Origin of the sequence: Chryseobacterium antibioticum (genome assembly GCF_012927325.1) — a bacterium.
GTDB lineage: Bacteria > Bacteroidota > Bacteroidia > Flavobacteriales > Weeksellaceae > Chryseobacterium > Chryseobacterium antibioticum.
Genome location: NZ_JABBGI010000049.1, coordinates 1 through 17072, shown reverse-complemented (window position 1 = coordinate 17072; position 17072 = coordinate 1). Strand labels below are relative to the sequence as shown.

8 protein-coding genes and 1 pseudogene are annotated in these 17072 nt (G+C 34.2%); 2 read left to right on the top strand and 7 right to left on the bottom strand.

The annotated features are described in order from the left end of the window. Positions 1–534 precede the first annotated feature (534 nt). The 7 genes from HHL23_RS21795 to HHL23_RS21770 form a co-directional block, all read right to left on the bottom strand. Entirely contained in the window at positions 535–1158 is a 624-nt protein-coding gene (locus HHL23_RS21795) for a hypothetical protein (protein ID WP_194306335.1), read from the bottom strand. A 101-nt stretch (positions 1159–1259) separates the two neighbouring features. Next, complete coding sequence (locus HHL23_RS21790; protein WP_169236844.1) at positions 1260–5948, bottom strand: hypothetical protein; 4689 nt, start codon at positions 5946–5948, stop codon at positions 1260–1262. 223 nt (positions 5949–6171) lie between these two features. Next, a complete protein-coding gene (locus tag HHL23_RS21785; RefSeq protein WP_169236843.1) occupies positions 6172–6576 on the bottom strand; it encodes a hypothetical protein in 405 nt (134 codons plus the stop codon). Between the two features lie 1144 nt (positions 6577–7720). Then, complete coding sequence (locus HHL23_RS21780; protein WP_228464935.1) at positions 7721–8758, bottom strand: recombinase family protein; 1038 nt, start codon at positions 8756–8758, stop codon at positions 7721–7723. Continuing rightward, positions 8728–9207: a recombinase family protein gene (locus HHL23_RS22660; protein WP_228464933.1), complete on the bottom strand. Its 480-nt coding sequence runs from the start codon at positions 9205–9207 to the stop codon at positions 8728–8730. Before HHL23_RS22660 ends, HHL23_RS21780 begins: the two co-directional genes overlap by 31 nt. Before the next feature lie 51 nt (positions 9208–9258). Continuing rightward, positions 9259–11064, bottom strand: a complete 1806-nt coding sequence (locus tag HHL23_RS21775; RefSeq protein ID WP_169236842.1) for a UvrD-helicase domain-containing protein — start codon at positions 11062–11064, stop codon at positions 9259–9261. Between the two features lie 4 nt (positions 11065–11068). Further along, positions 11069–13063 carry an ATP-dependent nuclease gene (locus tag HHL23_RS21770; protein ID WP_228464931.1) on the bottom strand — a complete coding sequence of 665 codons (1995 nt, stop codon included), beginning with the start codon at positions 13061–13063 and terminating at the stop codon, positions 11069–11071. 201 nt (positions 13064–13264) lie between these two features. Here HHL23_RS21770 and HHL23_RS21765 point away from each other — a divergent pair, with 201 nt between their 5' ends. After that, a complete protein-coding gene (locus HHL23_RS21765; protein WP_169236841.1) occupies positions 13265–16549 on the top strand; it encodes a DEAD/DEAH box helicase in 3285 nt (1094 codons plus the stop codon). 407 nt (positions 16550–16956) lie between these two features. After that, positions 16957–17072: pseudogene (locus HHL23_RS23015) on the top strand (IS982 family transposase); the annotation flags it as partial.

Here is a 17072-nt window from a genome sequence, read left to right as displayed (position 1 = left end):
TGAGTTGATATATGAATTTGTGTATTTTATTATATAGTGTATTTAAAAGAAGGAGGTGGACGGATCTTTATTCCTAACAAAAAAGTCCTTTCGAATAATCCGGCTTTGAGAGATTGTTTTGGAAAAACCTTATTTTCACATACAGCAAACATCTTATACTTATTCTGTAATATTCCTTGCTTTTCCTTAAATATATTACTTATAATAATAGCAATATTTCTTGATTTCTCATTAGAAACTACAACAGAACTTTCATTTTCAGATATGTATACTTCCGGTTTGGAAATCAATTTTAAAGCCTTCTTTTCTGTTTTTCTATTTTTAGCAAAAGAAACATACCGGATGCTTTTTTTATACTATACCTTCTTTTCTTTAAATACATTTTACCTCTTAAAAATTAAGATGCAAGATTAGTTTTATTTTAACCTGTAATAAAGGAATGAGATACCCTGTACATACTTTATCAGTATACTTAAACATACCAAATAGATACGTTGTGAGACGAACTCTTCTTACTTATGTTATAATTTTGCTTTATTTCCAATAATTCCAAACGGTACCATCAAAAATAGCCAATGCTTTACCAAGTACGTCATAACACATCATTCCAGGATATGGACTTTTCACAAGCAAATGTGCGCTTTCAATTCGTGGAAGGATCAGTGCCTTGTTAGGAGATTCTAATACCAACACACCAGCAGGAATTGTTGCAATTTCTGTTGCTGATAATGATGTACCATTACTAGTTTTAATAATAGCTCCTTGTCTTTGGGTTGACTCTGCAGATGTATTAGGCGTAATTGCAGTAGTACTTCCTGTTGCAGCGTCACTTAGGCTTACCCAAACACCATTTTCAAGCATTTTTACTACTTTTTCTTGGGTATCAAAGTAAAATGTACCATTACTACTTCCTCCTGCTGTTGTTAAACCATCTGTTATGGCTTGTGCAAGCGAAAAGGCTGGTAAAATAATACCTTCAGTATTTTTATTATTTGGAGCAACAGCAGTTGTTACTACTTTAATTCCTTGAGTATCACTATTAAAGTCTAGAATACTGCTACTTCCTTCTACGGATGTTTTTCCGCCGATAGAAACTTGCGCACTTAGACCTGTTGCTAGCAAGCTGGCAAAAATAGCGCTGTATATATATTTTTTCATTGTTCAATTATTTTCATTATTAAAAAGAACGCCCATAATCCTATTTTCGACTATTGAAGATTTTTTATGGGCGTTTCTATTTTATTTAAATATTTAAAAGATTAGTCATTACAATCTCTTGCGATACATTTCCATGTAGTTCCATTGTATAGTTTTGTACAACCTGCACTTTCGTCGTATACCAACATTCCCTCTTTAGGTTCAGCGATTACTGCTAAGCTTGTGTTTGCTACACGTGTAATTACAAAACCTTTAGACTTAGACTCCAAAGCAATCATACCGTTTGGCACGTTTTCTGGCCAACCCTCTTTTTTGCTTTGAACCGTAATTCCTACTTTGGTTGGTGTTCCTGCACTGGTGAAATCTCCAGGTTTGGTACAATAACTACAAGCTTCAAGTTCAATGTCATCAAAAGTATTCAGTACCAAAGGCGTACACTCCCCATCAGCATTTGGCAATAAGTCAAATCCTACATTGAATTTTGGGTCCGTATCTGGTAAAGTTGGAGTAACAGCAGTATTATACTTCACTTTGAAACTGATAATACTTTCTCCTGCAGGAATGGTAAGTGCACCATTTCCATTTGCATCTTCAATGGTTTGTATCTCTCCATCAGTTGCTTCATTTTCAGCATTTGCCGGAGAATAATTTGCAATTATAGTACCATCTAGCTGTGTTACATTTATACCATAAGCCGGAACATAACTGAAATACTGTAGAGAAGATGAAACTGCACCAGCAGGCTCAAAACCGAAGTTTACTTGCGAATTAGGAATACTAGTAGTACCGGTATTGTTAATTTTTAAGAAAATGGTAACCTCTCCATTGCTAGAATAACAAGCCTTATCGGTATAAAAATCACTTATTTTTATCGGTGCTGGTTGTGCAACCGCTGTTGCAATTACGTGAGTTTCTGCACATCCATCGGTATAACGATCACAACTTGTAAGTGAGGTAGATGTACCTCCGGTGTATGTAATAAGCGATTGATTGGTATTGTAATCTCCACCCAATGCGCCTTGTGCAAAATATGCAGTTCCTGAAATAGTAATAAACCCTTGTGCAGGAATTTTAAGACCATTCAATATTAACGATTGTGCGTCTGCATAGTTTGTAGTACTTCCAGTTGCTTCAACCGCTGCTAATACTGCATCATTACTTGCATCTATAGTTGCATTTGAAGTAGATGAAGAGATAGAAATGGTTTGTCCCATCCAATACATATTACTTGGCGCAGATGGCAATACATCACTGAAATTTACAGTTTTTTCATCACATGCTGCTGTATTGTAAACTCTGTAGGTAAAATTCACAGGATCACACGTTTTCACTGGGCTATCTGCTTCTTTGGTATGGATAAACCCATCTTCATTAGGAGGAGGCAAAGGTTTTGGACAGCTAAAAGTAATCGGTCCAATACCAATAGTGGTTTTTCCTGTTTCGGTACCATAAGCTCTTGTTGGGAAGGTGTGTTCAACGATAATTTCTTCTACTGGTACATCGAATTCTACATGCATCATCCCTCTTTGGTTGGTATATGAAGAATATTTAGTGCCTTCAGCAGTTTGTTGGTCAATAATACTATATGTTGCTGCTTTTCTTACGTAGGTAAGTCTTCCAGGTACAGTACCAGCAGAACATACTCCATATACTTTTACTTTGTCTCGTCTTCCGTATCTTTTACTGATTTCATAAATATCAAACTTCGCTTTAGCGGCAATTTTGGTAGTACCATCTGCTTTAAAGAGTTGAATTTTGGTTGTCATAAGGTCAACACCAGTACCACCACCCATGGTTATAGATCTTCTGTATTCTCTTAAAGATCTAGCAGAACTCGCTCTAGGATATCCTGAAACAAATCTTGAAGGTGTAGCAATAGATGCTGTTACTTTTACTTTAAGATCAGTAAGGTCATAATCTTCTGTTGTAGCTCCGTTTGTCCATTGGTTTACACCAGTACCAGCTCTGAATTGTAGTTTTTTCTGCCCTGTAAATTCACAAGCAGCACAAGTAGGTAGAGATGCTTTTGCACCAAAAGTGATAAACGTGGTTTCTTTATTGAATTTATACTTAAACTCATAATGATCGGTTACCCAAACACCAGGGATAACATTAGTCCAACCTCCGTTTCCGGTAATATTATTGGTGATATCTCCGTTGTTATCTACCAACATATACACGGTAGCATTGTTTTGGTAAGGAAAGATATCTGCATCATAATACATGTTGATAAGCATCTCCTGAGAAGTTTGCGTACCACTAAGTAAATTAGGAGTGGTTCTTACCAACCAGTTTCTTGCTAATTTTTCTGTAATCTCCGTTGCACAGGCAGCAGCAGTAAAACCAGCGTCTAAACCTTTGTTTACATCATGTCCCCATGTTACAGCAGACAAATCTTTTGTAAGACCTGTTAATACTGGTGTGCAACCTAATTTAGTCCCGATACCCATGTGCATGACATCGGTTCTAATTTTATCCCCAGCAGCGGAATAATCTCCTGTGTCAGTAGATTTTGCTTGCTTGTTATTCAGTTCTTGTATATCGTCTCTTACAACAGAGGTAACGTTATAATGATATGATAACATTGGTGCTATACTTCCATTCCATACAGAGGTGTTATCAGACAAGATAAAATTAAAATTAGTTGCAGTAGACGTCTTGTTTAAGTCAATAGTGATTGCATATTTTAACCCCAGATAAGAATTAATTTTATCTCTTTCAGCTTGTGTAAGTATACTTTCATAAGCAATAACTTCAGGTATTATACCTATGGTATTTGCTCCCGAATAGTATGCAGCTCCCAAAACTCCTCTTCCATTCATTAAAGAAGAATTGGCAGTGTGATTTACCGTATTGAGGTGCCCATCAAAATCAAAAGTGATTGTACTACCTCTATTCCAGTGATATCCTGCAATAGTAGTTGCTCCTGCGTTAAATAAATTTACACTACTATTTGCAGATGCTGTCGATCTAAATCTTCCAAATGCGGTAGTAGCTGCGGCATTAGCTCTTTCAACTCCAAACAAAGGACTCCGGTTACTGGCCGATAAACTTGTACTAGTTCCAAAGCCAGCAAAATATGATCTATCACTTGTTGCAAAATTATGATTTAAAGCAAAGAAAAATGAAGAAGTAGCCGGTGCTGCTATTGACATCGGCCCCTTCAATGTAGACAGATATTCATTTTGCTTTCTAAAAAATACAGCAGGGTGATAATTGGATTTCGGATCACAATTTACATACAAAGGAGCTGTTGAAGCTGTATTAATTTTGCTATAGGTTGTCCCATAACCGGCATAATCTACCCAGTTGATTACTTCACCGGCACCATTAAGCGTAATGGTATTTTTAGCAGAGGCGTTCAGCCACATTCTCAGATTGCTCGCTACGCCTCCTGGTGCTTTTATAAATGAAGCAAAACCTACATAATCGCCATCATTCACCACTACATTACTGGCATTTCCTCCTACAATTTTGTAGATACGGGTATTTGCAGGTGCAAAGGTAGGGTCACTGCTTACAACAACCCACTGCCCTTGTCCTGGTTTCATACCTACCGTATATTGAGAAAGCGTACCTGTAGTTTTAGCTCTCAATTTATAATTGGAAATAACGGATAATCTTTCGTCTGTTACTACACCAGTTACAGGATCTGTAGTAGACACGAAGGTATAGTTTTGAAAGGCTGTCCCAACTGGATAAGAATAAGCAGAATATTCTGTACCACCATTGGCACCAAACATCAAAGCGTCTTTATCAACCAAAGTACCTGTGTTTTGCGCATTGGTCTCAGCAAGGGCACTGCCTAAATATACAGTAAGAACTGCATTATCGGTACTTGCAGATTGTTTTTGGTACAAACCACTCGCATCATCTCGGGCAATACCAAAAATATCTTTGGCATAACCAGTATATCCTGCGCTACCGCTATTATAAATAGAAGTACCGTTCGATAGAATATAATCCGTTTGCGTATTTAAAGTAATTCCATACTTTACCGCAAGTTGGGTATTGAGTTTTGCTAAATCTGAAGCATTTAGCGTTTGTCCAACTCCTGGTTTTGATAGGACAATGATTTCCATTACCTCACCGAAAAACCCTCTTGTAGTTCCTGTATCGGTTGAAGAACCTCCAATAGTACTTAAACTAGAATCGGTTCCTAATGTTCTTCCAGCCATTGCTGTTGTGCTTTTCAGGGCATTCAGGTATTGTTCTTGTGCTGTAGCACTATTATTGGGCAATACAGCAACTCCAATCCCATAATTTCTTTCAACAGTATTATGAGTATAGTCAGTACCTCTTGTTCCGTGATACAAATTACCAGCCTGCCTCCATCCGTATCTATTACCGTTCGTATTTCCTGTAGCAGAACCTGCATTTGAGCGGAAAACAGTTGGGTTAGCTTCTGTGGTAGTAGGGTCAAATTTAGATATCCAAACTACAAAATAAGATTTTGTAGGATCGGGAGCATAGTTGATATTAGAAACCAATTTTCTAGTCTCATTGTTGGTCTGAGATAAATTTTCATCTTCGTAGAACTCTACTGACGAATGAAAATTCATCGCAGATTTTACATATCTTGGTTTGTATAATGTCGCGTTAGAGAAACCCCTCGCCGCATTTGCATTATCTGTCCAAGAGGCAACATCTGCACCGTCTGCAACTGTTAAGTCATCTGCACGGAGCCAAAACTCAGTGGTAGCTCCACTAAGTCCTCCCGGAGTTTGCGCATATAGTGTGCTGCTAAAAAAACACACTATAGCGTACATCAATATTTTTGTTATTCTCATTTAAATTGTTTTAGTTGATATTGTATCGCTACATAGCAATATGTTTTGTGTTGCGCCAATAGTCTTTGACATTGATGCTTGTAATTTTTTTTCATTTTTTTTATTTTAATTTTGTAAAAGAGAAAAGAGCTTTACAATTACTCTTTTCCCTGAGTTGATATATGAATTTGTGTATTTTATTATATAGTGTATTTAAAAGAAGGAGGTGGATGGATCTTTATTCCTAACAGAAAAGTCCTTTCGAATAATCCGGCTTTGAGAGATTGTTTTGGAAAAACCTTATTTTCACATACAGCAAACATCTTATATTTTCAGATATGTATACTTCCGGTTTGGAAATCAATTTTAAAGCCTTCTTTTCTGTTTTTCTATTTTTAGGTTTTTTTCTATTTTTAGCAAAAGGGTTCTGTGATGATTTTTTTAGAGTAGGAGAAGAAAGCACAGCCACCTTAACATTGGAAATTTGTTCCAGATTATATACTTTGGTGTTGCCTTCTACATATAATGGAACCGGACTATTTTTTCTCTCTGTTTGAAAAAGAATACTGTCTTTTATATGTAGACTTCCACATGCTCCTATATATAATTGTGCATTGGTAATACAAAAAGAGCATAGCAAAAGAAGCATACCGGATGCTTTTTTTATACTATACCTGCTTTTCTTTAGATACATTTTTACCTCGTTAAAAACTAAGAAGCAAGATTAGTCTTATTTTAACCTGTAATAAAGGAATGTGATACCCTGCAGATACTTTATCAGTATACTTAAACATACCAAATAGATACTCTAAAAAACCAATAAAAACTTAAACTTATTCATTAATAGCAACTTACAATGAAAGAACGTATTTTTATTTTGGATCCTGATACTATTCTCAAAATGCGGAACTGAGCAAAGACCCTTATAGAGTATATCTCATATTAAGATAACAAAGACTAAAATTTATGGTCTATGAAAATCAAAATTTAGTAATATGAATCTTACATTTGATTATATTTTACTTTTGACAACAGGAGTTATTGAAAGCTTTTGATAATTCCTGTGAAAAGAATGAGTAGTAGAATTCGATTTTTGAATTATGGTCTTTAAAAACTTCTATGAGCATCACTTTTCTTTCCTCAATTCCCAAGTATCTATTCCGTAGATTCTTGCAACTTATAATAACCACTCACTGGGAAAAAACGTTGTAACAATTTAAATGACATAATCGAATTAAATCTGCCAAAAAATTGTTTGAAGATAAGCGCAGTGGGACTTTAGGAGACACTATTTAATGATTGTCTCTTTTTTTACACCATTAAAAACCAATCAAAAAAAAATTCTTTGCATGAAAAAGACACAATAATACAAATAAATGTAAATCAAATAGTTAAACTAGCAAATTGCATTAAATCAGTTATAAAAGTGTTCGAGGATAGTCCTGTCATGCACTTAAGGAGACATCATTTATAGGTTGTCTCCTTTTTTTATGCCATTAAAAATCTGTGACCCAAACTGTTACTATCAGGTCAATTATAGTTCGATTTTTAACCCTAGAATTTTTAGGATGTTTGTAGTAAACTGTCTTAACAGTGTTTCAGTAGGTCCTTAATTAGCCTTTATTAGATGTTCGATCTCTCTTTAAGGTTATGATGTCTTTTCCTCTTTTGGTTTATTGTAATTTTTTGACACGAGATACAAGAAATCTAATATAACTGTCATTTCGTCATAATCAACCTTAATGCCATTTTTTGCTAATATGGCAATTGCTCGTTCAACGGAAACCTTTTTATCAATGAAATTTATGTTTATTGCTTTTTCGGTTATTCTTTTTTGATAATATCTTTGATAACGCATCGTTTAAACCCAAAGAGAGGTTTCCTGACTGGTAGTAAACATTAGCAGGCGGGATTAGATTCACAAGATGTTTTTTATCTGCGGTGTCCAAATCTGAGAATCCCTGAAAAATGTCCACAAACGATCTGTCTTCTAACTGGTTTTGTTTCTCAATGTCTCTTAATTTAACATTGATATGAAGTAATTCCTTTTTTAAACATTTGGAATTAATTTGGTTCTCCCTTTTTAATTCACTGTAATCATCAAGTTTCAGTATTTCTGCCACAAATAACTTTCTGGCTCGGGAAAGAATCAATTCCTCTTCTTTTAGCTTTCTTTCCACCAAATTCCGTTCGTACAAATACCCTGTTTTTTGTGTTTTTATACTCCGATCTTCTAAAATACAACTGAATAGGTCAATTGCCTTATTTGAGAGTGTTAATTGTTGAAGTTTACTTTGGTAACTATCATTGAGAATAATCGCATTTATTCTTGTCTTGCATCCTCCATGACAGTGATAATAGGGGTATTTTTTTCTCGCGCCTTGAGAAAAACTTCCACTAAGTTTGTGACCGCAAAGAGGACATACCAAAAATCCTCTTAGGAAAAACATTGCTTTCAGATCTTCTGTTTTAGCGGTAACTTTTCTTTTTGTAGTAATGATACGCTGAACCTCGTAAAACAATGTTTCAGTGATCAATGGTTCGTGTGTTCCCTTTACAATTTGTGGTTCTTCAGAATTAAACTTTATTAATATAAGACCACAGTAAATTGGATTTCGTATAAGTCTGAAAAAATGTGATCGGGAACATATCAATCCTTTACCATTAGCCAGTTTCCGTATTTCTTCTATTCTGTGAATATTCTTGGAAAGCTGATGGAAGACCCATTTTATAATCCCTGCTTCCGGTTCCTTAGGGGCAATGATTTTTTTACCATCTACCAATGTCAGATTGATGAATCCTAAAGGGGCCTTATTGGGATACCTTCCCATTTGTTTTGCCCTCCGAATACCGTTTGCTGTATTCTGGGCTCTTCTACTATTTTCCGCCTCGGCACTGATAGGTATATAGCCAGCATGACCGCGCTTTCCGGCACGGAAAAATCTATGGGTTGATCAATTGCCATTGCCGTGGTTCTGTATTTTCGAAGCATACCTATCATTTCGTAAGCATATTCAACATTACGGCTAAATCGATTCCACTTAATAAATAGTATATTCTTATCTTCCTTTGATGATTTTTGTTTAATTATTAAAAATAGTTTTTTCCATTCTGGCCGATTGAAATTCTTGGCTGAAAAGTCTTCACGATAAATTCCTTTGACTTCTATATTGTTATATTTACAATATTTCAATAATCGATCCTCCTGTTCTGGTAAAGAGTATCCCCTTCTTTTTTGTTCGTCCGTACTTACACGGATGTATAAATAAGCTGTTTTCATATGAATATGTATTTAGCATTTCTAGTACATTTTCAAACATTTAAAAAGTGATTATAGAGTTAAAATCTCAATTTCATTTCCAAATTTAGTTCTTAATTCCTTTTCAGTTGTTTTAGAAGGAACCCCAATTGCTAAGAGCTGTTTTGGCCTCGAACATGCCACGTAAATCATTCGCTGCTTTTCGTTAGGAAATGATGTTGTGCTAACAAAACTATTAAGACCTACACTTTCACCAGCGCCAGTCTCGTCTAAAAAATAGAGTAGAGCATCTAGAGTAGCTCCTTTAATTTGGTGAATAGTACTTACTGGTATATTTTGACTATTTGTTGCAGCTTTGTTGAAGTAAGAATCAACCAATTCATTTTTCAAGTCAACCATCTTGAAACCTTTGATTAATTTCTTGAAAATAAAAAAATCGGTTACATCAATACCAAAATGATCATTCATGCTTTGAATACATGCAGTTGACCAGTTCAGCAGAGATTGGTTGGTTGGGGGAATTTTATAGAGATATTCGTATAACCTTGCATTAATTGCAACATCTTCCTTTACCTCTCTAATTAATATTTGCATTTCCGGGTACTTCATCCCTGGATGGAGCATATTCAAAAAAAGTTTACGTAGCTCATTTATTGCGTCCTTAACCGAATTAAGCTCAAATAAGTGTTTGACAGCTAATATTCGATAAGGAAAGGTATCTTTCCATGGAGCTATTTCCGATCCTTCTCCAATCATTTTGTGGAGTAACTTTTTCCCCCTAACAACGATGTGATTTTCTAAGAATTGGTGGTTGATACATCTCGTTTCAAAATCACCGACAATAAGCTTCATATTATGATCAGTATACCTATAGACTAAAATAGCGAGATTTCTATCCTCGACATTCATGGAACTTATTGGTACATCAGTAGCACAGCGAATAATGCTGAAAAAATTTATTATTCGCTGTACAGATCGGCGATTATCCGTTAAAAGAAGTCCGGTCCATGACGAACTTGTATACTTATTGGCAAACAATTGCGGCTTAGCATCTCGCCATTCATATAAACTCTGATAAGGATCGCCAATTAACTCCAAGTTCTTTAAACCGAGATCTAGTAATTTATCAAATATGGCATGCTGGATCTCAGAATTGTCCTGAGCCTCATCAATTATAATATAGGGAAACCTCGTCACCAACCAGATGCCAATTTGGGGATAGTTATTAAGAAGCTGTAAGGCTAAGTAAGCAGAGTCAAGGCTTGTAATGAAACCATTTTTTTTCTTCCATGCAAAAACAGCAGTTGCATATTTATTAAACTCAGCTAAATCAACGGTTTTAGGATCGGGTATTTTTCCATTAAACGAAAAATTTCCTTTTACATCAATGCAAATGGTGCTAGGCGCGTAAGAGCGATAAAGAGGTTTGCCTTGTTTATTTTTATACCGGTTTGCAGGACTGGCAATAGTCTCATAGACTTTACCTTCGGACTCAAATGTGGTGGCAATTAACCTGTCTATGATATTCGCTTGGTCAATAATATTTGGTCTTTCAAATTTGTTGTCAATCAGGTTATAATATGGCAAAGTGATATATTGATTGATAAAACTATCTATTGTTGATACATGGTTAGGGTATCTAAAATTATATCCATAAACCTTTCTGTATCTTTGAAGGATCTCGTTTTTAGCCACGTTTGTAAAAGATAGACATACAATCCCCGTATGCTCACCATATTTATTTTTACACTCAGCTTCTAAAAGCGATAATTTGCGGATGATACAAGTTGTCTTTCCACTGCCAGGACATGCATTCAGAACAACCTTGCCACGTGCATTTAAGTAAGCTGTGCTCTCCTCTGAATTATCAAAAATCATAATTTTAGGACTTTAAATGATTAAACGCAGCCTGAATGTATGTAGGTACAATAAAATTGACCTTAGCATCGTCCATATTTTCAAGGATGTGATAAGAAAAATCCTGTGCCAACAAAGCTTTTCCTGGAAGACATTTCCATAATAAAACAGCTATTTTCTCCTGATGTGTATCATTTAAGTCTTCTGGTAATGTCCTCATAAAAGCAGTAACTTCAGCCATTTCGCTTGGGTAATTTGCCATAACATATTTGTTTAGGAAATTCTGTGTGGTTGCAGTTTTGGTTCCCAAAATGTTGTTTCTACAAAGATCATACTCCATGGTCTGAATGGCAGTTGAAACTAAAATCGAAGACTGCCCGTTAGTGATAGAATTAAGATTTGCTATGCGATTACACGCTATTTCGGTAGTAATCTTATTGTGAAGGTCATTTAGCATCTGGTAATTATTTTCCACCAGTTTATCAAGGTTGTATTCCTTTTTTTTGGAAATCGGGTAACGGTCGTCGTCAGTCAGTATCGCGATTTTTTTTGGTAACCGCTTTTTAGCATCTGTACTATTAAACAGAAACATAAATGGATAAAAACTTATCCCATCAACATTCACTAATTCAATTCTGTAATCTTCAAGATTAAATCCACACACCTGGCAGAAGGCTGTAATGAGCAACTCTTCAGAAATACCTTCCACAAACAAACAGCTTTTGGCATAAAAAAGCTGAGATTTAGTGACATCAAGATATCGTTGTAATTGTTTTTTTTTCAAATCGATTTCAGCCTGTGTTAACACGATTGCTTTTGCTGTATCCTGAATAAGGTTCTCGGTAGCTCTAGAATCAAATATATGCCCTATCGAATAAGCATATTTATCTAATAGTATCAGGTTTTCAAAAGGAACCTTCGAAGTTAATGTTGGAGAATGTGTGGTGATAAACAACTGGCTTTGGGCTTGTGAATTTGCCTCTTTTAAAAAATTATAAAGGCTTAATTGGAGCTGGGGATGGATATGTGCTTCAGGCTCTTCAATTAATAAAGTATAATGCGGGATCTTGTCATCATAAACTCGTTCTTTAATATCACCCAAAACCGTAGCAATGTATATTAAGTTATTAAATCCAAGGCTATTTTGCCATAACTGAAACCCTTCTACTGAATTGTTTTCCCAATCGTGTGGCAAGTAGGGTTTAATGACATTAACAATGTATTCAATCTTTGACTGCTCAATATGTAAGCCGATTGCACTTTTATCTGCGTGCTTGTAAATATTATATAGATTGGTATTTATATTAGTTTTTGTATCAACAACCTCACTTTGTTGAAGCAACTGATCATTCGCTCCCTTGATTATATTTTTAATTTTGTCCTCACTTCCATTTCGGTCAACCAGCCTCTTAATAACTTTTCCTAGTATATTTCCTCTTACGGTTAATAGGTCTTTTGTACTGTCCCGAATTGCACTGAGATAATAGTGCTGAAAAAGACCGAAAGTATTAATATCAGCTTTTTGGCCATCAATATTTCCAGTCGCATAAGAAAATATTGGAAACCGTTTTTCATCATCCTTGTACTGGATCTCAATTCTAGCAAAATCATTCCCTTGATTTGCAGGATCTACGACCATGTATTCATAAAATGCTCCTTTTTGTTCAGAACTTAGTTCATGAAATTCGTAGACAATATGAATCAATTTACTTCTGTCTATACTCAGTCCACCTGCCTGAAGGGGTATAATTCTCTCGTGAAAATCTTCTTTTGACACCGTAATTTCTCTAGTAGGTTCTCCAATATTGTATAAAAGTCTGATCGCATCAATCAAAGCCGATTTACAACAGCCATTTTCTCCTATGATAATGTTAATTTTTGGAGAAAAACAAACGTCTAAATCCGCTATTCCTTTGTAGTTAGAAACATTAATTTTTGATAAATACATGATTGGTTTGGTTTCGCTGAAGTTAGTTAATTCTTCGTAAATTACCACAACTACAATAGTATTTTTGGTCAATATAAAGCTTAAAATATAAGTAGGCCTAATTTTGACACCAGAGGTGCAAATTTCGCTAATATTATTGAAATTTACCAGTTAATATCCTAGGCTGATTTGAAACTCATTAAGAAGTCGCTTTTTCAGTGCAAAAATATTTTTTTTGATTAAATTGTAGGCACACTAAAGTATAAACACAAAATATTAAAAAGCAATAAACTTATGAACAGCTTGTTTCCTGAGGATAAAGTAAAAATATCCTTTAATTGTTCTTTTATCGAAACTATAAAAGGTAATAAAAAAGAGTATTATATTGGGTCAGAAGAAGGGATTTTGAGAAAATACAGTATTGGATCTTATTCCGGATATGAATTTATAACAGAAAATGGGGCGAAATATTTTATATCGATTATTAAAAGTCAAGTTCCACAAACCTATGATGCTGCATTTACCCTCGAAGACGAGGGTGAGAAATTAACAATTTCAACATTATCAAAATGTAAAAAGAAAGCTGAATATATTAGAATGCCAACCTCTGAAAATATAGTTGAAACCTGGAAGAATGCATTTAAATATAAGAAAGAAGTTAAAAATGAGCAAGGGAGCATAATACAGTTTGGTTTAAGACCACCTCAAATTGGAGCTATACATTCAATTCAAGCTCATTGGAGTATTTCAACAAAACCTGCAGTTGTAGTAATGCCAACTGGAACAGGGAAAACAGAAACAATGTTATGTTTAAGTGTGGTAGAAAAATGCCAAGGCCTTTTGGTAATAGTTCCTTCCTCCTCTTTGAGAACACAAATATTTAATAAGTTTAAAACTCTTGGTGTTTTAAAAGATAGTCGTTTTGATATTGTTGCATCCCATGCGAAAAATCCGATTGTAGGTTTTCTTAGAACAGGAATAAATACAATAGAAGAGGCAGAATCTCTCTTTCAATCAAATATCATTATTTCTACTCCTCAGATTATAACTGGCATATTAAATGGAAAACCAGAAATTAAATTGGCTTTTATGAATTGGTGTAAATATCTTATTATGGATGAGGCCCATCATAGTCAGGCTAAGCAATGGAATAATATAAAAACGGAAATAGAATCTTCAAACAAACCAATATTGCTATTTACTGCTACACCTTTCAGGAATGACAAAAAACGTTTACAAGGGAAGGTTATCTATGATTATCCATTATCATTAGCACAAAAAGATAACTACTTCAAACATATCGTCTTTCATCCTATTCTTGAATTTAACCCATTAAAGTCGGATGAAATGATTGCACAAAAATCGATTGAAATTTTAAAGAAAGATATTGAAGAAAAATTTGATCATATTCTAATGGCAAGGGTTGATACAATGGATAAAGCCGAAGACATTTTTGAAAAAATTTATAAACCCTATCAAGAATATAATCCAGTTTTTATTCACAGCCGCATCAAACTTTCAGAAAGAAAAAAGATATTAGAAGGAATTATAGCAGGAAAGCATAAAATTATAGTATGTGTAGATATGCTTGGCGAGGGATTTGATCTTCCAGAATTAAAAATTTGTGCTTTGCATGATTTACACAAAAATATCACCACCTCTTTTCAGTTTTTTGGTAGGTTTACTAGAGAATCAACTTTGAAGTTAGGTAATACTTCTATAGTAGCTAATATAGCCGATCCTAAGTTAAAAGGAACACTTAAACAGCTATATCAAAAAGATTCAGACTGGGATAAGATCATTAGTATGGCAAATGAGGATATAATTGGCTCAGTAAAAAAAGAACAAGATTTTTTTCAAAACTTTTCTGATATTGAAATCCCTGACAAAATTCCATTGAGAAATATAACACCAGCAATGAGTACTGTTATATTTAAACTGTTTGACGATGAAATAAAATGGAACCCCAAAGAATATTTATCTTGTTTTAATGAAGATAAGTATGAAACGGTATCGGTAGAGCATGAAGAAGAGAATTTACTTGTTATAATAGCTAAAAAAGTAGATACTGTAAAATGGGGGAAAATAGATGATTTACTTAATTGTGAATATGATCTATACATAATCTACCTAAATGAAGAGCAAAAATTACTCTATATAAATAGTACTAACAATGGAACTACTCACGACAAACTTGCAGAAGCTGTTGTGGGATCTAATAAAAGTCTTTTCAATGAGGCGGATATTTACAAGTGCTTAGATGGTGTCTTTCAACTAGAACTATTTAACCTTGGATTAAAATCTACATTAAATGGTCCTATTAGTTTCACAATGTATGCTGGTAATTCAATTGTAAGTGGTTTAGATGAGCTAGATAAAGATACTAAATCTAGTTCTAACCTATTTGGTGTGGGTTATGAACATGGAGAAAAAACTACAATTGGCTGTTCTTCCAAAGGACGTGTATGGACTAAACTTGTAAAAAGTATTCCAGAATTTTGTGTTTGGTGTGACAAACTTGGAGAGAAATTGTTGGATGATTCAATTGATACAAAAGATATTTTTAAATTTATTCAGAAACCAGAGTTAGTTACCCAATTACCGCACGGTAAAATACCAATTGCTATTAAATGGAACGAAGAATTATATGTTTACTCATCAATTGTAATACATAGAGGAATTCCTATAGTAGACTATAATATCAAGCTTGTAAGCTATAGTGATGATTGTGTTACTTTTTCAATCGAATCAGGTCAAATATCGATTAAATACAGCCTATTACTAAATTCTAATAATGGCAGAGGCTACGACTATAAATTAGAAGGAAATATACCTTTTATTGTTACTTATAAAGGTGATGACATTGATATTGCAGAATTATTCTATGAATTCCCTCCGTTAATATGGTTTCAAGATAATTCTAAACTATATAACAATATTTTTTTCTCTTTCAAAGGAAAGATTGACTTGTTTGATAGATCAAAATTTCTTCCACTAAAATGGTCCGGTGTTAATATCAAGAAAGAATCTCAAAAATCAGAAAAAAGACCGGATTCAATTCAATTTCACATTATTGAAAAATTGAAAAACAATCCAGACTACAAAATAATTTTTGATGATGATGATGCAAATGAAGCAAGTGATATTATTGCAATTAAATTTTGGGGTAACGGAGATAGTAGAATTAAAATAGAATTATATCATTGTAAATTTTCTTCTAAACCTCAAAGCGGTGGAAGATTAAAAGATTTATATGAAGTATGTGGACAGGCTCAGAGAAGTTTTCACTGGAGGCATAATACTTTTGAATTGTTACAGCACATGATTCGTAGACAAAATTCGCGCACTAACCAAGGAAAGGGAAGTCGGTATGAAATTGGCGGTGATGAAGAAATGAATACAGTCCTTAACATGGTAACATCAGGATATTGTGATTTGGAATATAGTATCTATGTTGCGCAGCCGGGTATATCGAAAAAAGCAATTGAGGTAGATTCTGAACATTTGAAATTATTAGGAGCTACGGATCTCTTGTTGAAAAAAACAGGAAATAATTTTTTTGTGATGACCAGTGAGTAAATTAGGAGCAACATGTTTAAATCCTTTTGCATTTATATATGGCAAAAACACCCCTTCAATGGATATATGTAATTGCAATTAAATCAACTTGTTAAATAAACTAACTGCATCAAATCAGTTACAAAAGTGTTCGAGGATAATCCTGTTATGCTTACAAAAAAGCTCACAATTTTTATTGTGAGCCTTTTTGTTTTTATACCTTTTCATTTCTTACAAAACCTCATCTCCTCTAAAATCAAAATATCTACAAAGGAAATTTACGATTTACCTCTCTTCCACTTTTATATTGACGCTACTTTCTACTTTAACCTGAGTTCGGGATAAGCAACTGATAAAAATTTGTAAGAAAAAGTAATAATTCGTATATTTAAGTTTCTGACATTCAAATATTTAAACGAATTATTACTATGAATTTGAAAGACCAAATTACAAATATTTTTGTACAAATTGATGATTTTTGTAAAGAGTTTGACGCTCAAATTAAAAAAATGAAGTTTGAAGCACTGGGTGATAGCAAGAAAAG